24 protein-coding genes are annotated in these 22,411 nt (G+C 71.1%); 3 read left to right on the forward strand and 21 right to left on the reverse strand.

Going from position 1 to position 22,411, the window contains the following annotated elements:
- Positions 1-22: 22 nt before the first annotated feature.
- The 6 genes from ACZ7M7_RS00710 to ACZ7M7_RS00735 all read right to left on the reverse strand — a co-directional run bounded on the left by ACZ7M7_RS00710 (position 23) and on the right by ACZ7M7_RS00735 (position 7,981).
- Positions 23-1,060: a LacI family DNA-binding transcriptional regulator gene (locus tag ACZ7M7_RS00710; protein WP_472111534.1), complete on the reverse strand. Its 1,038-nt coding sequence runs from the start codon at positions 1,058-1,060 to the stop codon at positions 23-25.
- Positions 1,061-1,151: 91 nt separating this feature from the next.
- Positions 1,152-2,168, reverse strand: coding sequence for a 1-aminocyclopropane-1-carboxylate deaminase (locus ACZ7M7_RS00715; protein ID WP_472111536.1), 1,017 nt, complete (start codon positions 2,166-2,168; stop codon positions 1,152-1,154).
- A gap of 19 nt (positions 2,169-2,187) precedes the next feature.
- Positions 2,188-2,835 (reverse strand): GntR family transcriptional regulator, encoded by a 648-nt coding sequence (locus ACZ7M7_RS00720; protein WP_383597200.1) that lies wholly within the window; start codon positions 2,833-2,835, stop codon positions 2,188-2,190.
- Between the two features lie 92 nt (positions 2,836-2,927).
- Entirely contained in the window at positions 2,928-4,508 is a 1,581-nt protein-coding gene (locus ACZ7M7_RS00725; protein WP_472111538.1) for a TROVE domain-containing protein, read from the reverse strand.
- Positions 4,509-4,849: 341 nt separating this feature from the next.
- Positions 4,850-6,298 carry an alkaline phosphatase PhoX gene (locus tag ACZ7M7_RS00730; protein WP_472111540.1) on the reverse strand — a complete coding sequence of 483 codons (1,449 nt, stop codon included), beginning with the start codon at positions 6,296-6,298 and terminating at the stop codon, positions 4,850-4,852.
- Positions 6,299-6,547: 249 nt separating this feature from the next.
- Positions 6,548-7,981: a hypothetical protein gene (locus ACZ7M7_RS00735; RefSeq protein WP_472111542.1), complete on the reverse strand. Its 1,434-nt coding sequence runs from the start codon at positions 7,979-7,981 to the stop codon at positions 6,548-6,550.
- 316 nt (positions 7,982-8,297) lie between these two features.
- On the opposite strand from ACZ7M7_RS00735, the gene ACZ7M7_RS00740 reads away from it, so the two are divergent.
- Complete coding sequence (locus ACZ7M7_RS00740) at positions 8,298-10,124, forward strand: endonuclease/exonuclease/phosphatase family protein (RefSeq protein WP_472111544.1); 1,827 nt, start codon at positions 8,298-8,300, stop codon at positions 10,122-10,124.
- Between the two features lie 13 nt (positions 10,125-10,137).
- On the opposite strand, the gene ACZ7M7_RS00745 is transcribed toward ACZ7M7_RS00740, so the two are convergent.
- From ACZ7M7_RS00745 to ACZ7M7_RS00775, 7 genes are all read right to left on the reverse strand, one after another.
- Positions 10,138-10,881: an SRPBCC family protein gene (locus ACZ7M7_RS00745; protein ID WP_472111546.1), complete on the reverse strand. Its 744-nt coding sequence runs from the start codon at positions 10,879-10,881 to the stop codon at positions 10,138-10,140.
- A 16-nt stretch (positions 10,882-10,897) separates the two neighbouring features.
- On the reverse strand, positions 10,898-11,506 hold the full coding sequence (locus ACZ7M7_RS00750; protein WP_383597183.1) for an ArsR/SmtB family transcription factor: 609 nt from the start codon (positions 11,504-11,506) through the stop codon (positions 10,898-10,900).
- A gap of 114 nt (positions 11,507-11,620) precedes the next feature.
- On the reverse strand, positions 11,621-12,322 hold the full coding sequence (locus tag ACZ7M7_RS00755) for an antibiotic biosynthesis monooxygenase (RefSeq protein ID WP_472111548.1): 702 nt from the start codon (positions 12,320-12,322) through the stop codon (positions 11,621-11,623).
- Positions 12,323-12,613: 291 nt separating this feature from the next.
- Positions 12,614-13,219 (reverse strand): DUF3618 domain-containing protein, encoded by a 606-nt coding sequence (locus ACZ7M7_RS00760; RefSeq protein WP_472111550.1) that lies wholly within the window; start codon positions 13,217-13,219, stop codon positions 12,614-12,616.
- Positions 13,216-13,635, reverse strand: a complete 420-nt coding sequence (locus tag ACZ7M7_RS00765; RefSeq protein ID WP_472111552.1) for a phage holin family protein — start codon at positions 13,633-13,635, stop codon at positions 13,216-13,218. Before ACZ7M7_RS00765 ends, ACZ7M7_RS00760 begins: the two co-directional genes overlap by 4 nt.
- Before the next feature lie 53 nt (positions 13,636-13,688).
- Entirely contained in the window at positions 13,689-14,384 is a 696-nt protein-coding gene (locus ACZ7M7_RS00770) for a hypothetical protein (protein ID WP_472111554.1), read from the reverse strand.
- A complete protein-coding gene (locus ACZ7M7_RS00775) occupies positions 14,381-14,533 on the reverse strand; it encodes a hypothetical protein (protein ID WP_383597169.1) in 153 nt (50 codons plus the stop codon). Before ACZ7M7_RS00775 ends, ACZ7M7_RS00770 begins: the two co-directional genes overlap by 4 nt.
- A 161-nt stretch (positions 14,534-14,694) precedes the next feature.
- Here ACZ7M7_RS00775 and dapA point away from each other — a divergent pair, with 161 nt between their 5' ends.
- The gene (gene dapA, locus ACZ7M7_RS00780; RefSeq protein ID WP_472111556.1) at positions 14,695-15,597 is read left to right on the forward strand and encodes a 4-hydroxy-tetrahydrodipicolinate synthase; all 903 of its coding nucleotides are present in this window, start codon (positions 14,695-14,697) and stop codon (positions 15,595-15,597) included.
- On the opposite strand, the gene ACZ7M7_RS00785 is transcribed toward dapA, so the two are convergent.
- From ACZ7M7_RS00785 to ACZ7M7_RS00815, 7 genes are all read right to left on the reverse strand, one after another.
- Entirely contained in the window at positions 15,598-16,812 is a 1,215-nt protein-coding gene (locus ACZ7M7_RS00785) for a WD40 repeat domain-containing protein (RefSeq protein WP_472111557.1), read from the reverse strand.
- On the reverse strand, positions 16,809-17,366 hold the full coding sequence (locus ACZ7M7_RS00790) for a SigE family RNA polymerase sigma factor (RefSeq protein WP_383597163.1): 558 nt from the start codon (positions 17,364-17,366) through the stop codon (positions 16,809-16,811). Before ACZ7M7_RS00790 ends, ACZ7M7_RS00785 begins: the two co-directional genes overlap by 4 nt.
- 176 nt (positions 17,367-17,542) lie before the next feature.
- On the reverse strand, positions 17,543-17,782 hold the full coding sequence (locus ACZ7M7_RS00795; protein ID WP_383597160.1) for a hypothetical protein: 240 nt from the start codon (positions 17,780-17,782) through the stop codon (positions 17,543-17,545).
- Positions 17,783-18,119: 337 nt separating this feature from the next.
- Positions 18,120-19,109 carry a 2,3,4,5-tetrahydropyridine-2,6-dicarboxylate N-succinyltransferase gene (gene dapD / locus ACZ7M7_RS00800; RefSeq protein WP_383597157.1) on the reverse strand — a complete coding sequence of 330 codons (990 nt, stop codon included), beginning with the start codon at positions 19,107-19,109 and terminating at the stop codon, positions 18,120-18,122.
- Between the two features lie 224 nt (positions 19,110-19,333).
- Positions 19,334-19,882, reverse strand: coding sequence for a TetR/AcrR family transcriptional regulator (locus ACZ7M7_RS00805; protein WP_383597155.1), 549 nt, complete (start codon positions 19,880-19,882; stop codon positions 19,334-19,336).
- Positions 19,882-20,202 carry a DMT family transporter gene (locus ACZ7M7_RS00810; protein ID WP_328428545.1) on the reverse strand — a complete coding sequence of 107 codons (321 nt, stop codon included), beginning with the start codon at positions 20,200-20,202 and terminating at the stop codon, positions 19,882-19,884. The genes ACZ7M7_RS00805 and ACZ7M7_RS00810 overlap by 1 nt, the downstream gene beginning before the upstream one ends.
- A 63-nt stretch (positions 20,203-20,265) precedes the next feature.
- Positions 20,266-20,655 carry a winged helix-turn-helix transcriptional regulator gene (locus tag ACZ7M7_RS00815; RefSeq protein WP_472111558.1) on the reverse strand — a complete coding sequence of 130 codons (390 nt, stop codon included), beginning with the start codon at positions 20,653-20,655 and terminating at the stop codon, positions 20,266-20,268.
- A 104-nt stretch (positions 20,656-20,759) separates the two neighbouring features.
- Between ACZ7M7_RS00815 and ACZ7M7_RS00820 the strand changes: the two genes are divergently transcribed.
- A complete protein-coding gene (locus ACZ7M7_RS00820) occupies positions 20,760-21,164 on the forward strand; it encodes a RidA family protein (RefSeq protein ID WP_383597149.1) in 405 nt (134 codons plus the stop codon).
- 57 nt (positions 21,165-21,221) lie between these two features.
- Here ACZ7M7_RS00820 and ACZ7M7_RS00825 read toward each other — a convergent pair whose 3' ends face one another.
- Positions 21,222-22,106 (reverse strand): endo alpha-1,4 polygalactosaminidase, encoded by an 885-nt coding sequence (locus ACZ7M7_RS00825; protein ID WP_472111559.1) that lies wholly within the window; start codon positions 22,104-22,106, stop codon positions 21,222-21,224.
- Positions 22,107-22,411: the final 305 nt, after the last annotated feature.

The raw sequence follows: 22,411 nt of genomic DNA on the forward strand, positions 1-22,411 counted from the left end.
GCGCTACCTGCCCACCGAGCCGTCAGGCCGAGGCCCGCACCACCAGCTCCGGGACCACCCACGCCTCGGCGCCCCGCAGCGGTTCCTCACCGGCGCGCAGCCGGGCGACCTGCTCGACCGCCAGCCGCCCCAGCCGCCGTTTGTCGATGTGCAGGGTGGTCAGCGCGGGCTCCACCAGCTCACCCAGCGACAGTCCGTCGAAGCCCATCACGGCCAGGTCGTCGGGCACCCGCCGGCCGCGCCGTCGGGCGGCACGCATGGCGCCGACCGCGATCAGGTCGTTGAAACCGAAGACGGCCGTGATGTCGGGCCGGACGTCGAGCAGCCGCTCCATGCCTGCCTCACCGCCGGCCACGCTGTGCTCCGGGCTCAGCGCGATCCAGCTGTCGTCGACCGGCAGACCGTGCCGCCGCGCCAGCTCCAGGAAGGCCCGCCTGCGCAGGGCCGGGCCGTGCACACCGTCCAGCATGCCGATTCGGCGGTGCCCCGCGGCGACCAGATGCGCCATGCCCTGTTCGAGACCGGCGGCGGAGTCGATGCCCACGGCCGCGAAACGGGTCTGCTGCGGCCCGCGTTCCAGCAGCACCAGGGGTACGCCGCCGAGGTGCCGGGCGAGCACGTCCTCCGGGCTCCGGAAGTAGCCCACGATCGCGTCGGCCTGATGGGACAGCGCATCGAGCGCGTCGCGCTCCCGGGCCTCGTCGATGCGGGAGTCCCACATCACCACCTGCCAGCCGCGCTGCTCGGCCGCCTCCAGCACACCGGCGGCCACCTCGGGGAAGAACGGATTCATCAGATCCGGGATCACCAGCCCCGCCGTCACGGTCCCCTTCTGCACGAGGCCGCGTGCGAAACGGCTCGGCCGGTAGTCCAGCAGCCGCGCCGCCTCCAGCACCCGTTCCTTCGTCGCCGGGTCGATCTCGCCCTTGTCGTTGACCGCCCGGGAGACCGTCTGCCGTGACACTCCGGCCAGCTTCGCGACATCGTGGATCGTGGCCCGGCGGCGGGGGCCGTCGGGCCGTTCGACACCCGACTCCCGCTGCTGATCGTCCGCCCACACGCTGTGCACTGTATCCGGCGAGATGCGCGGCACGGCAGGGCCCGGCACCGCAGGGCCGGCCCGGGCCCCGCGGCTCGGCGCGGGCGGCCGCCTAGAACAGCGCGCTGTACGCGTTCAGTGCGGGCTGCCCGCCGAGGTGGGCGTAGAGGACGGTGGAGTCCGGCGCGATCTCCCCGCGTGAGACCAGGTCGATCATCCCGGCCATCGACTTGCCCTCGTAGACCGGGTCCGTGACCATGCCCTCGGTCCGCGCCGCCAGCCGCATCGCCTCCAGCGTCGTCTCGTCCGGTATCCCGTACGTGCCCGCGTGATAGCGGTCGTCGAGCTCGACGTCGGCCTCGGTCACCTCGCGCTTGACGCCGATGAGCCGGCCGGTGTTGCCGGCGATCCGGGCGATCTGCTCGCGTGTGGTGGCCGGCTTGGCCGAGGCGTCGATGCCGAGGACCCGGCGCGTGCGGCCGCCCGCCTCCTTGAGGGCGGCGAATCCGGCGACCATACCGGCCTGCGTGGAGCCGGTCACCGAGCACACGATCACGGTGTCGAAGAAGACGCCCAGCTCCCGCTCCTGCTCGGCCACTTCGTACGCCCAACCGACGAAGCCGAGCCCGCCGAGCGGGTGGTCGGAGGCACCGGCCGGGATGGCGTACGGCTTTCCGCCCGACTCCTCCACATCGCGCAGCGCCTGCTCCCAGCTCTCCTTGAAGCCGATCCCGAAGCCTGCCCGCACCAGGCGTACGTCGGCCCCGGCGAGGCGGCTGACGAGGATGTTGCCGACCTTGTCGTACACGGAGTCGGGCCAGTCCACCCAACTCTCCTGGACCAGCACGCACTTGAGCCCGGCACGGGCGGCCACCGCGGCGACCTGACGGGTGTGGTTGGACTGCACCCCGCCGATCGAGACGAGCGTGTCGCAGCCCTTCGCGAGCGCGTCGGCGACCAGGTACTCCAGCTTGCGGGTCTTGTTGCCGCCGTACGCGACGCCGGAGTTGCAGTCCTCGCGCTTGGCCCAGAGGGAGGCTCCGCCGAGGTGGGCGGTCAGGCGTTCCAGGGGGTGCACGGGGGACGCGCCGAAAAGGAGGGGGTAACGGTCGTACGAGGAAAGGGACATGGGGTCCTCCCGAGATGAGTCAGTCACTGTCGGCGAGTTCGGCGAGCCCTCGCCAGATCTCCGCCGTGACCCGGACCGCCTCGTCCACGTCACCGGCCGCGCACGCCTCGATCAGCCGCTCGTGCAGCCCGGCCGAACGGCAGGTTCCGCCCTCCCCGAAGCGCCGGCGCTCCAGGCGGCGGATGAGCGGGGTGTAGCGGGCGACGGTGGCGGCGGCCGCGCGGTTGCCGCTCACCCGCACCAGCACGTCGTGCAACTCGTCGTCGGCCCGCAGGGCGAGGTCCACCTCGCCGGCCGCGACGGCGGTGGCGAAGCGCTCGTTGGCGGCGCGCATGATCTCCACGTCCGCGGCTGCCAGCCGGGGCACGGCGACCCGTGTCACCAGCTCGTGCATGGCGCCGACGACGGCGGCCGCGTCGCGTACTTCGGCGGCGACGACCGACGTCACGCGCGTGTAGCTCTGCGGCTTGCTCTCCAGCAGCCCCTCGTCCACGAGACGCGAGAACGCGTCGCGCACCGGCGCCCGGGACAGCCCGAGCCGCTCCGCGAGATCGGCGTCCCGCACCACCGCGCCGGGCTCGATCTCCCCGGCCACGATGGCGTCCCGGATCGCTTCGTAGGCCCGGTCCCGGAGCAGGGTCCGGCCTACGGGTCGTATCGCCTCCATGAACTGAAATGTTAGATGTCAGTCGAGGCGGCGACAAGGGCGTGGACATGAGAGTGGCCCGCACTCCCCACGCGGTGCGGGCCACTCTGGACTCAGGCGGCTCGGGCGGTCCAGGGCCAGTCGGCGTCCCGAGCGCTCTCCAGCAGCGGCACCATCCGGAAGGCCGCGTCCGAGAGCCCGCCGAAGGTGTGCCGGTTGCCCGTCCCCGACGGGCCGTGGCCCGCCCGGTACCCGGCGAGGTTCCAGGTGTAGACCGGCACGCCGGCCGGGACCTGCTCGGTCGGGTCGCCGTGGCTGCTGGGGGCGTACTGCTCGTCGGTGACGATCAGCACCCGGTCGTGCTCGCGGTAGTGCCGGCGCACGGCCTCGGTGGTGTTCGTGCCGCCGAGGTCCCCGAAGCGTCCGAGGACCTTCAGCACCGACTCGCCCTTGCGGAAGGCGATCTCGCCGCTGCCCGTACCGAACTGGACGAGATCCGCGTCAGCCGCCCGCAGCGCGAGCGCCGTGCCGAAGATCGCCGCCGCGTCGGCCCGGTTGAGCTGCGAGCGGTCGGACAGCGGGGACCAGAACATCGAGCCCGAGCGGTCGACGAGCACCAGCGTCCGGCCGGGCAGCGCCGGCACCTGCGCCAGCGAGTGGCCGAGCGCCTGCTCCAGCGGGTACGCCCAGCGCAGCGACGGCGCGTGCCGGTACGCGGCGAGGTACCGGAAGGGGAACTGCCGCGACCGTACGACCTCCGCCGGATCACTGATCCGGGCGGCGACCTGGGCCGCCACCTCGTCCGAGACCCCGGCCTCGTCGAAGTTCCGCAGGTTCCTGACGAGCGCCATGGCGCCCATCGACGGAATCACGGCCTCCCAGGCCTCCTTGTCCATCGGCCCCTGCAGCCAGCCGGCCAGCGCCTCCCACGTCATCCCGGCCGCCGCGAGCCGCTCGGCACCGCCGTCCGACGTGACCACCGCACGCCGCTGTTCGACGGGCAGCGCCATCAGCTCGCGATGCGCGATCAGCGTCCGGTTGGACGCGGGCGGCACAGCGGTGTCCGGGTTGTGCCGGCGGTCGAGGGCGTACTGGAACAGGTCGCCCTGCCCCGGCTTGTCCGGGTCCGGGGCCGCGTGCACCACGTTGAGGATGTCGCCGAAGCGGTATCCCTTGGACGCGGTGTCGTACTTCAGCAGCGACCTGCCGCTGTAGAGCCGGCGTACGGCGTCGGCGACACCGCGCTTGACCGGCTTCGGGACGTTACGGCCGTACAGCGCGGTCCAGTACGCGAGCAGTTCGCCGGGCTCGTCCGGCCGCTGGAGTACGGAGGCGATGACCTGCCGGTTCGACGGACCGTCGGTGGCCCCGGCGTCCAGGCGGGCCTTCACGTACTCGGCGGCACCCACGACGGCGGCCGTACGGAGGTTGCCCTCGCCGCGCAGCCAGCCGAGCAGGCCGGCGGTCCACTCGGGATCCGTGACGGCGAGCTCGCCCACGAGACGTGCGAACCGGTCGTCACGGTCGGCGCCGGACTCGTAGAAGGTCCGCTGCGAGACGAAGTTGGCGACCGCCAGCAGGAAGAGCTCGGAGCGCGCGTCGCGCTCACGTCCCAGGCCGCCCTCGTAGGTACGCAGCACTCGCCCCGTCGAGGTGACCCGCGCCGTGGCGGCACGCCTGTTGAATCGTGTCATGGCGAATTCCCCCCGAATTCGTTTGCGTTTCGGAGGGAGACGCAGCAAAAGGTGGGTGCCCGAGATCAGGAGTCGGCGACGGACTTATATCGGATGCTCTACCCAATTGAGCTACATCGACCGGAAGTCGATGACGGGACTCGAACCCGCAACCCTCTGATCCAATGAAGTAACCGTTGCCTGCGCACCGGGCACCCACCATGAGCTGCGCCTCCCGAGATCAAGTCGGCGGCGGCATCTGATTCTCTGGAAAAGAAGTAGCCGCTGCCATCGCACCGGGAGGTGCGTGACGTTGTGATCTCACTGTAGGAGGCGCAGCTCGGGCCGGGCGACCGAATTAATTACCGCCGCTGCCGCTTCCAGGGCCCCGTGATCGCGAGCATGATGCCCGGCGTCTGGATATTGGCGTACAGCGTCCGGCCGTCGCACGAGAAGGTGACGCCGGTGAACTCGCTGTATTCCGGCTCGTCCTCGGTGCCGATGTTCAGCTCGTTGCGGGCGATCGGGTACGTGCGGCCGCTGTCGGTGGCGCCGAAGAGGTGCTGGACGCCCTCGCCGTCCTCGGCGATGACGAGGCCGCCGTACGGAGAGACGGTGATGTTGTCCGGGCCGTCGAAAGCGCCGTCCTCGGACGGGTCGGGGTTGACGCCGAGCAGGACCTTCAGGGTGAGGGTGCGGCGCTTGGGGTCGTAGAACCAGACCTGCCCGTCGTGCCGGCCGGGGCTCTCCTCACGGGCGTACGAGGAGACGATGTAGGCGCCGCCGTCGCCCCACCACATGCCCTCCAGCTTGCGGGCGCGGGTGATCTCACCGTCGGCGAACTGCTTGCGCACGGGCGTGGTCCTGGCGTCCCGGTCCGGGACGTCCAGCCAGTCGACGCCGTACACGGTGCCGATCCTGGTCGCCCGGGAGAGGTCGTCGACGAACTTGCCGCCGGAGTCAAAGCACTTGGGCGCCTGGAGGACACCGGCGTCGTCGGCCAGCTTGCGGAACGTGCCGCGGCCGTACTCGAAGCCCTTCGGCGGGGTCCAGCGGAAGAACAGGCCGTTGGGCGAGGCGGCGTCCTCGGTGAGGTAGGCGTGGCCGCGCCTGGGGTCGATGACGACGGCCTCGTGGTCGTAGCGGCCGAAGAACTTCAGCGGCTTGGGGTCCTTGTTGGCGCGCCGGTCGGCGGGGTCGACCTCGAAGACGTAGCCGTGGTCCTTGGTCATGCCGTTGGTGCCGGCCTTGTCGGAGTTCTCCTCGCAGGTCAGCCAGGTGCCCCAAGGGGTGCTGCCGCCCGCGCAGTTGGTGGAGGTGCCCGCGATGCCGACCCATTCGGCGACCTGCCCGCCGGGGCGGACCTCGACTACGGTGCAGCCGCCTGCCGCGGCGGGGTCGTAGACGAGGCCCTCGGTGAGCGGGACGGGGTGGTCCCAGGCGGCGCGCGGGCCCTTCAGCTCGTGGTTGTTCACGAGGAGGGTCGTGCCGCGCGGGCCGTCGAAGGCGGCCGTGCCGTCGTGGTTCGAGGGGGTGAACTCGCCCGACTCCAGCTTGGTCCTGCCGCTGTAGGTGATGATCCGGTACTTGAACCCGGCGGGCAGCGCGAGGAGGCCCTTCGGATCCGGGACAAGCGGTCCGTACCCGACACCGCCCCAGTGGGCGTCCGCGGACGTCTCGCTCGCGGTCTCGGACTCCGTGGACGCGAGCGCGTTCGGCGCGGTGGCGAGGACACCGGCGCTGCCGGCCAACGCGACACCGGCCCCGGTGATCGCGGAATTCCTGGCGAAGTCCCTGCGGGTGAGCGACATGCTGTCTCCTGTGACAGTGGGTGTGTCGTGGAGGGCGGCGAACTCCGGAACGCCGCAACGCTGCCGCCTGTTTCTGAACACGGGTTGAACGCCGGAAGGATTCAGTGGAGCTACCTCAATGAATCAGCACGGCACAGGACAACGCCCTCAAGGGGCGCGGGGCTGTATCGATATGCGGCTCAGCCGCGTGGGCGCGACCAGCCCCCACGCACCCGCACCCGCACCCGCACCCGCACCCGCGAAACGAGCTCAGCCCCCCTGCTGCGAACGCGCCTTGAACGCTGCCTTCCGCGCTTCCTTCGCGATCTTCTTGTCCGGATGCAACCGCCCCATCGCCTCCAGCACATCCGCCGTGGCCGGATGCTCGACCCGCCAGGCCGCCGCGAAGAACCCGCTGTGCTGCTCGGCCAGCCCCTCCACCAGCGCCCTCAGCTCTTCGGAGTTCCCCTCGGCCGCGAGCTGCGCGGCAAGCGTGTCGACGGTCAGCCAGAACACCAGGTCCTGGGACGGCGGGGGCACGTCGGAGAACCCCGCCTCGGTCAGCCAGACCCGGGCCAGCCCGCCCAGCTCCGGATCGTCGAGGACCTCCCGCAGCGCCGGCTCGGCCTCCGCGCCCACCAGGGACAGCGCCTGCTGGCAGCGCAGCCGCCGCAGCGGCGCCCCGGCGTCCAGGCCTCGTGCCGCCGCGAGCAACTCCCGCGCCGCGGCGAGGGGTTCGCGGCGCTCCAGCCACTGCACCGTCTCGGCGTGCGCGGCGGCCTGCGGGAAGGTGGCCGTGCCGTCGAGCAGCACGTCGGCGCCCTTGTCCGCCAGGTCCCCGACCGCGGGCGACTCGAACCCGGCCTCCAGCAGCCGCGCCCGCAGCCCGTACAGCCCGAGCGGGGTCAGCCGCACCATGCCGTAGCGCGACACGTCGGTGTCGTCGACGGCGGCCGCCGCCTCCTCGGCACCCTCGACGTCCGCCATCAGCGCCTCGTCGACCGGCTGGTACTCCACCAGGCCGACCGGCTCCAGCAGCCGGAACTGGTCGTCCAGGCGCATCATCGCGTCGGAGACCTGCTCCAGCACGTCGTTGGTGGGCTCGCCCATGTCGCTGGGCACGATCATCGACGCGGCGAGGGCCGGCAGCGGCACGGGGGCGTCGCCGGGCCCGTCCTCACTGACCGTCAGCAGGTACAGGTTGCCGAGCACTCCGTCGAGGAACTCCGCCTCGGCCTCGGGGTCCCAGTCCAGCGTGGAGAGGTCGATCTCGCCGCCCGCACCCATGGCGTCGACGAGGTCGTCGAGGTCGGGCACGCTCGCGTCCGCGAGCACCGTCTCCAGTGCGCCGAGCCACACCGCGAGCACGTCCTGCGGCGAACCGCCGGTCAGCAGCGCCAGGTCCGCGCCCGCCGCGACGGTGCCCGCCTCCTCGTCGACGATCTCCACCAGCCCGGTGTCGACGGCGACACGGAAGGCCTCACTGGCGTACGCGGCGGCGTCGTCCCCGCTCAGTCCGAGCACCTCGGCGGCGGCCGGGAGCTGCGCTTCGAGGAGGCCACCCCCGGCGTCGACCCGCGTCTCGGGGCCGGCCCAGCGGGCCAGCCGTGTGGCCCGGGCAAGCAACGGCGTGGACAGCGCGTCCCGCGCCAGCTCCGCTTCGGGATGCAGCCGCACCGGCGGCAGGGGGGAGCTGTCTGACATCGGCTGGTTCTCCTAGGGCGTTCCGCAGGGCCGTAGGCGTCACGGCCCAGCCGCTCCACTTCACGGCTCAACCGCTCACCCTAGACGGGTTTCCACCCATGCCGCCCGGTTCATCTCCCCGTCGGGCGGTGTACGTGGCCGAAACCTTGACAACTGACCGGAGCAGGCAGGAGATTGACGCGCGTAGAAATCGAGCGGACATCTGTTCACTGTATTTTCTACGCGCGTCGCCGCCGCCCCACCGGTCGCGCCTGCACCCACCGTTCCACGCACCACCCTCGTCCCGGCGCCCACGTATGTCCCCGGAGGGATCCCGTTGCCGAGCAAGAAGTCCGCGCGCCTCGCCGCGCTCACCGTCGCCGCCGTGTGTTCCGCGGCGTCCACCGTTGTCCTCACCGCGCCCGCGCACGCCGACTCCGTGCGCATCCATGACATCCAGGGCAGCACCCGCATATCCCCGTACGCCGGCAAGCAGGTCACGGACGTGGCCGGAATCGTCACCGGCGTGCGCACCTACGGCTCGTCCAGAGGCTTCTGGATCCAGGATCCGGACGCCGACGCCGACGCGGCCACCAGTGAAGGCGTGTTCGTCTTCACCAGCTCCGTCCCGAAGGTCGCCGTCGGCGACTCGGTCCTGGTGGCGGGCACGGTCGCCGAGTACGTCCCCGGCGGCGCGACCTCGGGCAACCAGTCGCTGACCGAGATCACCAAGCCGACGGTCACCGTCGTCTCCAGCGGCAACGCGGTCCCGGCCGCGAAGGTCGTCGACGAGGACTCGGTGCCGGACAGGTACACGCCGGCCGGCGACGCGGCCGCGAAGGGCTCGATCGACGGCCTGACGCTGCGGCCGTCGAAGTACGCCCTCGACCACTACGAGTCCCTCGAGGGCATGAACGTCGAGGTCGCCGACGCCCGCGTGGTCACCGCGACCGACGACTTCCACGAGCTGTGGGTGACGGTGAAGCCATGGGAGCACCGCAACCGCCGCGGCGGCACGGTCTACGGCTCCTACGACTCCCAGAACACCGGCCGGCTGCAGATCCAGTCGCTCGGCCCCGGCGCCGAGTTCCCGGTCGCGAACGTGGGTGACACCCTCACGGGCACCACCGCCGGCCCGCTGGACTACAACCAGTTCGGCGGCTACACCCTCGTCGCGAGCGAGCTCGGCACCCTCAAGAGCGGTGGCCTGGAGCGGGAGACGACCCAGAAGCAGCGGCGCGACGAGCTCGCGGTCGCGACGTACAACGTCGAGAACCTCGACCCGTCCGACGCCACGTTCGCCGAGCACGCCTCCGCGATCGTGAACAACCTCCAGTCGCCCGACATCGTGTCCCTGGAGGAGATCCAGGACAACAACGGCGCGAAGAACGACGGCACGGTCGCCGCCGACCAGACGGTGGGCAAGCTGATCGACGCGATCGTCGCGGCGGGCGGCCCGGCCTACGACTGGCGTTCCATCGACCCGGTCGACAAGGCCGACGGCGGTGAGCCGGGCGGCAACATCCGCCAGGTGTTCCTGTTCAACCCGAAGCGGGTCTCCTTCACCGACCGCGCGGGCGGCGACGCCACGACCGCCGCCGGTGTGACCAAGGTGCAGGGCAAGGCGGCACTGACGGTCTCCCCGGGCCGTATCGACCCGGCGAACGCGGCCTGGACGAACAGCCGCAAGCCGCTGGCCGGTGAGTTCGACTTCCGCGGCCGCACGGTCTTCGTGATCGCCAACCACTTCGCCTCCAAGGGCGGCGACCAGTCGCTGCACGCGCAGTACCAGCCGCCGACCCGCAGCTCGGAGACCCAGCGTCACCTCCAGGCGAGTGCGGTCAACACGTTCGTCAAGGACATCCTGGCCGTCCAGAAGAACGCGGACGTCGTCACGCTCGGCGACATCAACGACTTCGAGTTCTCCGGCACCACCAAGCTGCTGGAGGACGACGGCGCGCTGTGGTCGGCGATCAAGTCGCTGCCCAAGAGCGAGCGTTACTCCTACGTCTACCAGGGCAACGCCCAGACGCTGGACCAGATCCTGGTCAGCCCGTCGATCCGGCGCTCCTGCGACTTCGAGTACGACAGCGTGCACGTCAACGCGGAGTTCAACGACCAGATCAGCGACCACGACCCGCAGGTGCTGCGGTTCCGCCCGTAACCTCCGATGAGGTTCAGGACTGGCTGAACACGCCGTTCAGCCAGTCCTGCCAGGCGGCCTCCACCGCCTTCGCGTCGGCGCCCGGGGCGAAGTCGTGCACGGAGATGCCGACGGGGTAGCCCCAGTGATTGCGGCCGAAGAAGCGGATCATGGCGTCGTCCGTGCGCAGCCCGAGGAAGTACGGATTGCGGAAGTCGACCACGGCGTCGAGGAGCCGCCCCTGGGGACCGCGTGCCTGAACCCGCGTCCCCTCGGCGGTGTCTTCCCCGAGGCCGAGCGCGCGGCCCACGGCGGCGAAGGCGTCCGCCGACTTGGACGTGTCGGGTCCGTCGAAGGTCGTGAAGGCGACGACCGGTCGGCCGCCGAACTCCGTCAGGTACTGGCGCAGGGTGTGCAGATAGAAGTCGGTGTGCCGGCCGGCGGCGTCGTACTGGTTGTCCCAGTCCTCGACGAGGATGCCGCTGTGCACGTACCGCACCCAGGCCCGGCGGCCTCCCTCGCGTGGCTCGATGGTGTAGTCGAGCTGGTTGAGGCTCTGCTCGGCGATGCCCTCGACGTCCTCCGTGCGGTTGGTGTAGCGGTGCGGCGGGTCCCAGGCGGTGACCGTGGAGCCCATCGCGCCCTTGCCGCCGACGCGCGGCTCGGGCGGCTCGGACGGCCACAACCAGCCGCCGGTGTTGCGGGTGATCGCGTCCCACACCTGTTCCGGCGTGGCGTCGACCTCGAACTCGCGGGCGATCTCGAATTCCTTGGACATGGCGGGCTCCTGCTGGTTACTGGTCGAGTGCGGGGTTCGGCTGGTCCTTGACCGTGGGGTGTACGGCGACCACGATCCGGTGATCGCGGCCGCCCTGCGCGTCGGGCGCGTCGTACTTGTGGATCAGCGCGCTCACGCCCGCTGTCAACTCCTGGATGAACGCGGCCCGTTCGGCCGCCGAGGCGAAGCGGACCTCGCCGTCCAGGGCGTACGTCGCCAGCCGCTTGCGGGCCTTCGCGGCGCCGGTGATCAGCGAGCCGACGTCCCGGACGAGCCGGGCGCCGAGCGCGAGCAGCCAGCGGGCGGAGAGCTGGTCGCGGAAGCGGTCCGGGTCCGGTTGCACGGAGGCGAGCGCGAGCGGCGAGATCACGTACGACGCGGCGGTCGCCTGCATCAGCCGCTCGGTGACGTTGCCCTTGCGGCGCTCACCGGCCAGCTCCACCAGTCCGTGCCGCTCCAGTGCCTTGAGGTGGTAGTTCACCTTCTGCCTGGGCAGCCCGACCTTCCCGGCCAGCATGGCGGCCGACGCGGGGCCGGCCGCCAGCTCGGCGAGCAGCCGGGCCCTTGTGGGGTCCAGGGAGACGGCTGCGGCCTCGGGGTCCTCGATCACGGTGACGTCCAGCATGCATCCACCGTCTCACCGAAAACTTTTTTTGTCCAGACGGTTGGAGTTTTCGGTGAGGCGGCTCTCGTCGGCCTCATCGACCCTGCTGGACCTTGTACGGCGACCCCTGCGGCGTCAGTCGGGGACGAGGCCGACGGCGTGGTCGTACCGGCTGACCGTGCTGCTCTTCAGCCCCGGCCAGGTCTGGACGCGGTGCCACAACTCGGTCGCCGAGCCGATGCCGTCGCCCGGGGCGGCGAGGGCGGCGATGTGGTCCGCGGCGCTCTCCCACTCGGCGTAGTTGAGGACGCGGGTGCCGTCGGTGCTCAGGTGGAAGTGGGCGGAGATGCCCCCGGGATGGGGCGTCGGCTCGCTCTCCAGCGCCTCGAAGACGGCGTCGACCCAGGCGCGCTGCCGGTCGGGGTCGGGTCCCTCGAACTCGATGTCGACGATCACGACGCAGCCGGGGACGCGGGTGTCGCCCTCGCGCGTGCCGCTGCGGTAGTGCCGGTACCGGCCGAGTCCGAGCCGCTCGATGCCCGGTACGGCGGTGTCGATCTCGTCGTTGCGCTCCTGGCGGTGGGTCTTCACGAACGCCTCGTAGGCCTGCTCGCTGCGCCATTGCGAGTAGTGCAGGAGGGTGGCGGCGTCCTGCCCGGTGTAGACGTGGTAGCCGAGCAGACCATCGGCGGGCCAGGGTCGGCGCTCCCAGGTGCCGGCGATCGCCTCGACGGCCTGCTTCTGCCGCAAGGGGGTGCCGACCCGCCAGGTGCTGAAGAAGGGGGCGCCGATCTCGGGGCGGGTGAGGTCGGGGTGGGCGTCGGTGCGACGGGTCATGGAGGCCTCCGGCATCGGTGGTCAATGCGTGCACTGAACACCTTTCGACCTCAACCGGACTTGAGGTCAAGTGGCCCTTGGCGGACGGGGGTTCGAGGGCGGGGTCCGCGAGATGGCACAGGACGGCACGGGATCCGGTACGCGCAGGGCCGCGCGGGGTCCGAGTACACGGAGCCGCCGCGCAGGGTCCGAGTACACGCAGCCGCCGCGCGGGACCCGAGTACACACAGAGCGGGGCGGGACCGGTGACCGGTCCCGCCCCGCCTCGCCGTCTCCCTCGATCGGCGTTTCTCAGCGGTGCCCGTGGTGCCGGCGCCGCAATATCTGCGCGGCGACCACAGCGCCCACGGCCGCGCCGGCGATCAGCACCGGCCGCGGATTCCGCAGTCCGGCCTGGACGACGGTGCGCACGGGGCGCGGCACGCTGTGCTCGACCACATGGCCCGCGTGCGTCGCCCTGCCCTGGACGGTGTGCCCGGCCTGGGTCGCCCGGTCCTGCACCGTGTGCCCGGCGTGCGTCGCCTTGTCCTGCACGACGTGCCCCGCCTGGGTCGCCCGGTCCTGCATGACGTGCCCGGCGCGTACGGCCCGCTCCTGCACCACGTGCCCGGCCTGGGCCGCGCTGCTGCGCAGTTGCACGGTCATCGCGCCCGCCTTGTCCTTGAGATCGGCGGCGCGCGCCAAGGTCCGGCCCTTCACATCCGCCTTCCCGGCCAACTCCGCCACGGTGTCGCCGAGTTCGCTGCGCGTCCGCTCGATCTGGCTGCGCAGTTCCTCGGGGCCCTTGGCCCCCGCGCTCGCCTTCGCCGCCGCGGACTTCCCCGCGGCAGCGGCCTTGGCGGCACCCTTCTGCGCGGCCTTTCCGCCGCCCGTCGCCCCCGCCTTGCGGTCCGTCATCGGTGTGCCCTTTCCTTGATCTCCTCGACATCGGCCCTGACGCTGCCGAGGGCCTCCTCCGGAGTGGGGGGTACGGCGCGCCGGAGCCGGGCGCGGCCGGTCGCGGCCAGCAGACCGGCGAGGGCGAACAGGACCCCCGTCACGATCAGCGCCGCGGCCCACACGGGCAGCGTCAGCGAGAGTGCGGCGGTGGCCGCGGCGGCCAGGAACAGCAGACCGGCGTACGCGACGGCGCCCGCCGCGCCGAGCAGCCCGCCGCCCGTGCCGGCGCGTCGGCCCTTCTCGGCCAGATCCTCCTTGGCGAGGGCGACTTCCTGTCGTACGAGCCGGGAGAGCTGTTCGCCCGCCTGCCCTACGAGTTCGCTCACCGAGTGGTGCTCGTCGGGCACCCGCTCGGGGGTCGTGGACCCGGTCACGGTGTTCCGCCTCCTCTCGATTCGGAACACCCGGGTACCCGGTGCCGCCCCCGCTATCCCTTCCGTCCGCCGTCGGGTCCGCGCCCGCCCAGCCGGGCCAGCTGGGCCTGGAACCAGTCGAGGCGGGCCTGCAACAGCGCGGCCTCGGCTGCCAGTTCGGGCACACCCAGTTCATCGGCCGCGGCGAGGTCGGTCACGGAGGCGACGGACACCCCTCTCCCGGCCTCCACCCGCAGCCGCTCCCCGGCCAGCCGGGCGAACTCCGCGAGCGAGACGGACGTACGGCCGCGCAGACAGCCCGCGCAGGACGGGGCGAGTGCCCGCCAGCCGGGGCGGCCCCAGCCGGCGTCGGCCAGGGCGGCGGCGACCGTACCGCAGCCGCACGGGCCGACCGTGGCGGTGCGTACCCGCTGACGTGCGTAGCGGAAGCCGCGCTCGAAGCGCAGGTAGCGGCCCAGCACGGTGACTTCCAGCAGTACGGCCGCCCGGTGCTCGGCCGTGCACAGCAGCGCCTCGGCCGCCGCACGGTCGTGCACACAGTGGAAGCCGCAGTCGCAGCGGCGGTTCGGCGCCCGGTGCCGCAGGCCGTAGACGCAGGACGCGTCGGCCAGGACTCCGTACGGCAGCGCGCCGCCCAGCGACACACCGGTGAACCCGGCCCGGGCGCCGTCCTGGGACAGCATCGGGTGGGCGATCTTGTATCCGGTCGGCGGCTCCGTCGGGCGTTCCTCCGGAAGCCGCAGCCTCATCGGGCGACCGGGACCTCTTCGGGCGCGGACGCCTCGGCGACCTCGATCTCCCCGATCTCCCCGATCTCCTGGGCGAGTTCGAGCTGTTCGTCGCGGTCCTGCGGCCGCTCTTCCGCGACTCCGGTGGCGAGTGCCCTGCCGAGCTTCATGACGCCTCCCATGACCAGGGGTGGTGACCGTCCCGGCCATGGTGACCCATGGCGCCCGACTTTGGACATAGGGCAAGCCCCCACACGCCAAAGCAATGCTTACCAATATCCCGTAGAAAAATTAAGTGGAGCTACGACGTGAGAGTGCCGACACTACTACCATGACGACCGCCAACGCCTCCGCCCCTCCCTTCGGCCGGGCCCTCTGCGCCATGATCACGCCCTTCACCGAGGCGGGATCCCTCGACCTCGACGGCGCCCAGCGTCTGGCCGACCGGCTGGTGACCGAGGGGTGCGACGGGCTCGTGCTCTCCGGCACCACGGGCGAGTCGCCGACCACCTCGGACGCCGAGAAGTCCGACCTGATCACGGCCGTCCGGGAAGCGGTGGGCGATCGGGCGACGGTCGTCGCGGGTGTGGGCACCTACGACACCCGGCACACCGTCGAACTCGCCCTGGCGGCCGAAAAGGCGGGCGCCGACGGTCTGCTGGTGGTCGCGCCGTACTACAGCAAGCCCCCGCAGGACGCAGTCGAGGCGCACTTCCGCGAGATCGCCGACGCGGCCGGACTGCCCCTCGCGCTGTACGACATCCCCGGTCGCACCGGCACCCGGATCGAGCCGGAGACGATCATCCGGCTCGCCGAGCACCCCCGGATCGTCGCGGTGAAGGACTGCTCCTTCGACTTCCTCGGCACCCAGAAGGTGCTCGCCCGCACGGAGTTGGCGTACTACGCGGGATGCGACGAGCACAACCTCGCGCTGTACGCGGTGGGCGGCACCGGCTACATCAGCACGGTCGCGAACGTCGTACCGTCCCAACTCCGTGCGGTTCTCGACGCGTTCGAGGCGGGCGACACCCCCGTGTCCGCCCGCCTCCAGCAACGTGCCACGCCACTCATCGAGTTGATGATGGCGGCCGGCCTGCCCGGCGCGGTCACCGCGAAGGCCCTGCTCAATGAGCTCGGCCTGCCCGCGGGCCCGCTCCGCGCACCGCTGCGACCCGCCGGCCGCGAGGCGGTCGACGGGCTGCTGGCGGCGTACGAGGAGTGCGCCGCCGGCTGATCAGCGCTCGGCGAAGACCGGTTCCCAGCGCCCGGCGTCGCCGTCGTTGCCCTTGCGGAAGCCGCTCAGGGGAACCGTCTTGTCGCTGCCGATGGTCACCTGCACGAGCTGCTGGTGGAACTCGTTCTTGCCGTCCTTCGCCATGTCCCACGCGATCAGCGACGTGTCCCCGACCCAGGCGAGCAGTTGCTGCCCCCGCACCTCGGTCTTCTCGCCGGAACGGGCGTCGATGACCCAGGAGGACGTCTTCCACTTCTTGCCCGCGAAGTCACCGGCGACGAGGTTGCCGCTGGGCGACTGCCAGGCGTCGACGTACCACTGCAGGTACTTCTGGTTCGCCGGTACGGCGACCTCGGCGCCCTTGAGGTCATAGAACTGCTTGCCGACGTCTCCCATGGGGTTCCCGGCCCAGACGTGCCTGCCGTCGGGGCTGAGGGCGAAGTCCTGCCGCGCGTTGAGGAAACCGCCCGTGTCGTCGTTCGAGTCGAGCTTCACCTCGCTCCAGGAGCCCTTGCCGGAGACCACGTCGAACATGTAGAAGCCGGTGCGGCTGGACGGCTGCTTCTGGTCCCAGCCGTCGGGGGCGCCCTCCATCCTGACCAGCGCGTCGGGGTTCTCGCCGTAGGTCGTCGCGACCAGCTTCAAGCCGTCACGCGAGAAGGAGAGTCCGGCGACCTTGTGGTCGACGGGGATCCACCGGTAGACCTTGCCGGTGACCAGGTCGAGCAGGCCGATCCGGGAGGCCGGCAGGTTCCGCTCCAGCACGGCGGCGGTCTTCATGCCCGGGGCGACGGCGACGTACGACCACTTGGCGGTCTTCACGTACCGGCCCGTGCTCTGGTCCAGCAGCCAGTAGTCGCGGACGCGTTCGGCTTGCTCGGCGGAGTGCTTGATGGTCCTGGGGACGTAGTACGCGGCCAGCGCCGTGTTCCCGACCGAGATCAACTCGCGCGGCGGTGACTGGTCCGGATGCGCGTTGACCTTGCTCTTCTCCACGACGTCCGCGGGCCGCACGTCGTTCTTCCCCGAGTCCAGCAGTGGCACCGCCACCGCAACGCCGACCACGGCGGCGGTGACCACGGCGACGGAGGTCATCCGGCGAGTCCGGCGGCGGCGGCGGACCGCCAGCACCCGGTCGGCGAATCCAGGCCTCGCCGACGCCTGTTCGCCGGCCAGTTCCCGCAAGGAGTCACGCACGAGTTCCTCGACGTTCACGGACGCACCTCCACTGGCGAGAAGTCATGGGGCGGCCGGGCTTCGGCCTCGGCCGGGCCCAGCGCGGCCAGCTCGGGCGCAAGTGCGCGCAACCGGGCGAGCGAGCGGTGAGTGGTGGACCGTACTGTGCCGACCGAACAGCCGAGGATCCGGGCCACGTCGGCCTCCGGCAAGTCCTCGAAGTAGCGCAGCACCAGCACGGAGCGCTGACGCGCGGTCAGCCGGGCCAGCGCGCCGCGCATCAGCAGCCGCAGCTCCGCGGCGGGGGCGGCGTCCGAGTTCGCGACGGTCTCGGGCGGCTCGGCGACGGTCAGCTCACGGTGAGGCCACTTCAGCCGCCAGCGGCTGATCTGCTGCCGGTACAGGATCTGGCGTACATACGCCTCCGGCTCGTCGATGCGATGCCAGCGGCCGGCCGCCTTGATCAGGGCGTTCTGCAGTTGGTCCTCCGCGGCGTGCCGGTCGCCCCCGCTCAGCAGCACAGCCGTCTTCAGCAACGCGGACGAACGGTTCTCCACGAACTCCCGAAACCTTTCCTGCGCTTCGGCATCCATCGTCACCTTCTCTTCCCCCGGACGGACCGGGTGCCCGTCTCTCCTACTCCTTGTGACGCGTGCGGGGTGCTGCCGCTATGCCGACGCGCAGAAAACAATTCGCGCACGGAGCGGGGCCCGTACCGCCGCCCAGTGCGGTACGGGCCCCGCCCACGCTCGATGCGCTCAGCGCGCGATCAGCCCCACTTGTACCCGTCACCGAAGAGCAGGAAGTGCTCCAGCACATCCTCCATCGGATCGTCCACCTGCCCCACGTTGACCAGCCCGATGCGGGGCCCGTTGTGCGAGCCCGTGTTGGTCTCGTCGGCATACGCGGCCCCGGCCGGCAGCCAGCACGCCGCCCCCGCGGCCAACGTCCCCACCACCAGGCGCACTACCACCCTGGTCCGCGCCCTCGTCTTCACTCGACCCACCATCGGCCCTCATCTCGTCGGTTCGGCGTGTGATCGGAAACTGCGTCGACCTGTTCATCTGCCTGGACCGGGGTGAGGTCACGTGGAGTAACCCGTACGTGAACGGGTCGGGTCGAGATGCGTAGGAGTCGCCCTGGGTCAGGACCCCGGAAACCTCCGGCCGGGCAGGTGGACTGGAGCGACCTGGCGCACAGGACCAGCAGACGTGCGAGCGCCCTCCCAGGCCGTCCTCGGGCCGTGGAAGGGCGCTCAACGATGACCAACGCCGACCGCTACCGACAGCACAGCGGCAGATAAGGACGTTGACCGTAAGACGGCCGCAGGTCACGGCCGCCGATGATCAGTTGTGGCTGTGCAGGATCTCGTTCAGACCGCCCCACACCGCGTTGTTCGGGCGGGCCTCGACCGTGCCGGTGACCGAGTTGCGGCGGAAGAGGATGTTGGACGCGCCGGAGAGTTCGCGGGCCTTGACGATCTGGCCGTCGGGCATCGTGATGCGGGTGCCGGCGGTGACGTACAGGCCGGCCTCGACGACGCACTCGTCGCCCAGTGCGATGCCGACGCCCGCCTCGGCGCCGATCAGGCAGCGCTCGCCGATGGTGATGATCACGTTGCCGCCGCCGGAGAGCGTGCCCATCGTCGACGCGCCGCCGCCGATGTCCGAGCCGTCGCCGACCACGACGCCCGCGGAGATACGGCCCTCGACCATGGAGGTGCCGAGGGTGCCGGCGTTGAAGTTGACGAAGCCCTCGTGCATGACGGTGGTGCCCTCGGAGAGGTGGGCGCCCAGGCGGACCCGGTCGGCGTCGGCGATGCGCACGCCCTTGGGGGCGACGTAGTCCGTCATCCGCGGGAACTTGTCGATCGAGGTGACCTGGAGGTGCAGGCCCTCAGCGCGGGCGTTCAGGCGGACCTTCTCGACGTCGTCGACGGCGACCGGGCCGAGGGAGGTCCAGGCGACGTTGGCGAGGAAGCCGAACTGGCCCTCCAGGCTCAGGCCGTGCGGCTTGACCAGGCGGTGGGAGAGCAGGTGCAGGCGCAGGTACACGTCGTGCGCGTCGATCGGCTTCTCGTCGAGCGAGGCGATGACCGTGCGGACCGCGACGACCTCGACGCCCCGGCGCGCATCCGGCCCGATCGCCTTCGCGGCGCCCTCGCCGATCAGCTCGACGGCGCGCTCGGCGGACAACCGCTCGCTGCCGGAGGGACCGGGCTCGGCGACGAGCTCGGGCGCGGGGAACCAGGTGTCGAGAACAGTGCCGTCAGCAGCGATCGTGGCAAGGCCGGCTGCCACGGCGCCGGTGGTACGAGGAGCAGTCGTGTCGGTCATGAGGGCAACCTAACCGGCGGGGGGCCGCCCGGGCCAACCGACGGGAGGGGCGTCTCAGGGTGCGGGCCGCTGGTGGACGTCCGTGGCAGCGATCCCAGGCCACCGTCCCTGGCCGGGTGCGGTCGGCCGCTCCGGCCGTCCCGCTCCGGCCGGCGGCCCCGGCCAGGGCATCGCACCGCCGGCCAGGCCATCGCGCCCTGCCACAGATCACACCCCGTCGGGACTCACCCGACCCCTGCAGGAATCACCCGCCGCAGCACCTCACACGCATACCTCTCGTCATACGGCACCTCAGTCAGCAGCACCTGCAGACAGATCCCGTCCATCAACGCCACCAGCGCCCGCGCGGTGACCGCGTCCGTGCGCCGGGAGAGTCGGTCGGCGAGGTCCTGTGCCCACTCGGCGGCGACCGGGCGCAGGGCGGGGCGGCGCAGGGCGGCGAGGTAGAGCTCGTACTCCAGCTCCACGCCCGTGCGGTCCCCCGCGAGCCACTCGCCCATCCAGCCGGCGAGTTCGGCGGCCAGGTCGGTGTCCGGGTCCGCCAGGCCGCCGCGCGAGGCGATCACCTTGGCGAAGCCCTCGTTGGCCTGGCGAAGAGCCGCGACCAGCAGATCGTCGAGCGTCTTGAAGTGGTACGTCGTGGAGCCGAGCGGCACGTCCGCCTCGGCCGCGGCAGTGCGGTGGCTCAGCCCCGCGATGCCCTTCTCCCCGACGACCCGGATCGCCGCGTCGATGATCCGCTGGCGCCGCTCGGGGTCATAGCGACGGGGCATCAGTGCGCTCCTCCCAGGTTCAGCACCACCACGCCGGCGATGATCAGCGCGATGCCCGCGGCCTTGGCGACCGTCATCCCCTCCCCCATGAACAGGATCCCGATGGTGGCGATGGCCGCGGTGCCGACGCCCGCCCAGATCGCGTAGGCCGTGCCCACGGAGACGGTCCTCAGGGTCTGGGCGAGCAGCGCGAAGGAGACGAGGTATCCGAGGGCGGTCAGCAGCGACGGCCAGAGCCTGCTGAAGCCGTCGCTGTACTTCATGGATGTCGTGGCGGCCACCTCGGCCGCTATGGCTCCGGCGAGCAGCAGGTATCCCATGTGTACGAGCGTACACAACGAAGCGGCCCCTTGCGTACGGCCGTACATAACGACCCCGCACACCTATGCTTTCCGCGCCTCGAATTGCTGCCGGGACGTCTCGATGTCCCCGAGGTACCGGTGGGTCCAGTCGCACATGCCGTCGATGGTCACCCGCAGGGCCTGGCCCGGCTCGGTGAGGGTGTACTCGACGCGTGGCGGCACCGTGGGGTGCACGGTGCGCTCGACCAGGCCGTTGCGCTCCAGCGTGCGCAGGTTCTGGGTGAGCATCTTGTGGCTGATCCCGTCGACCTCGCCACGCAGCTCACTGAACCGCAGGGTCTCCTCCCCCAGGGCCTCGATGATCAGCAGAGCCCATTTGTTCGCTATATCCGAGAAGATCTCCCGGGCCAGGGAGTCCGCGCGCGTCACGTCCGCCTGGTCCAGCGAGCCGCTGAACTGCTTGGTTCCCATGAGGTTCCCCAGTCACCGAAAAGTGCGTTCTTCCATGTCAGCGGCCACTCTCCTACGGTTCCTGAGTAACCACAAGTGAGCACGAGACGGAACGGACGGACGACATGGCCATCACTCTGGTGAACCCGAGCGGACTGGTGGAGGTCGGCGCCTACCACCAGGTGTCGATCGCGAGCGGCTCGAAGCTGGTCTTCGTCGCCGGGCAGGTCGCGTGGGATGCGGACGGCGTTGCGGTGGGGAGCGACCTCGCCGCGCAGGTCGAGCAGTGTTACCTCAACGTCGGCACCGCCCTGGCCGCCGCCGGCGCCTCCTTCGACGACGTCGCGAAGCTGAACGTCCACGTCGTCGACTGGACCCCCGACAAGATGCCCCAGCTCATGGAGGGGATCACCCGGGCGGCCACCAAGCTGGGAGTCACCGCCGCACCACCGGCCACGCTGCTGGGCGTCGCGGCACTGGACGTACCCGAGCATCTGGTCGAGATCGAGGCCACCGCGGTCCTCGACTGAGTCACTGAGCCCACGACCGGGCAGGCGCCGTCCGGGGCGAGTGGGCCGACCCCCGGGTCAGCAGGTGCGGCGGCGGTAGGCGTCCTCCCCCGCCGGTACGACGTCCAGGTCGCGCAGGACCACCGACAGCTTGTCACCCCACTCCGCACACGCGGCGGCGAGGCCGTCCTGCCGGTATTCGATGTCGAAGACGCGGTCGTCGTACGCGTCCGCGTAGACGTCGCACTCGTCGTACTGTCCGCACTCCTCGGCCACCGCGAAGTCGAAGCCGATACCGCGGCCCTGGCCGGCCAGTTCGGCGGCGTTCTTCTGGCCGATCGCCAGGCCGGCGGCGTGGGCCCGGGCGGCGATCAACTTGCCGAAGGCCACGTTGTCGTCGGCGGTCAGCAGACCGTCGGACCGCTCGTGCGAGTCGAGGTTGTCGGCCTCGACCGCCTGGAACCCGGCGGCGGCGCAGCCGTCGATCCACTCCCCCACGACATCGGCGAGCCGTTGGCGCTTGGCGGGTGTCGAGATGTCCAGAACGGCCTCGTCCCAGTCCCGGTCGACGACCAGTGAGTCGTCGGCGTCGCGCAGGAGGAGGTCGGGATGGCGGTCCTCCCACCAGTCCTCGGTGTCCGGCTGGGCCTGGAAGGCGTTGACGTAACAGATGTTGTAGACCCCCGGCGCCGGCTTCGCCGCACGGTCGCGGGAGACCGCGCGTACGCCGGTGGGCGGCCGGTAGGCCCCGCCGATCTGGTAGTCGAAGGCAACCCCCGGCTCGGGCAGGATCACCTTCCCCGTACCGCCGGTGCCGGGCGCCGTCGGGGCGGTGGAGCGGCCCGGCTCGTCGGCATCCCCGCCGTCGGACGACGTGCATCCGCCCGCGGCCACGGCGAGCGCACCGCACAGAGCTGCGGCCGCGAACGCGCGGCGGAGGGCACGGGGGACGCGGTGGGCCATGATCCGGGGGCTCCTGTCGGTGTGTGCTCTTGCAGTGCTGCCCGGCCATGATGCCCTGTTGCGGGCCTGGGCCCGGCAGTCGGGCGCCACGTCGGCACCCAACAGCTCACCCGGCAGTCATAATTGACGGAACATCAGCTATCAGGTTTCGGATGGCGACGCATCGAACCCCGCCCACCCCCCTGAAACCGGCTCAGAAATCGATCTGGATACGGCTCGTTCCAAACAGGTGCTCGGCAGTCACGGGGTCCACTAGTGTTTTACCGTTCACATACCGGGCCTTCGCAGCCGCGGTCGTCGCCCCA

Source organism: Streptomyces sp. NPDC111606, assembly GCF_055656945.1.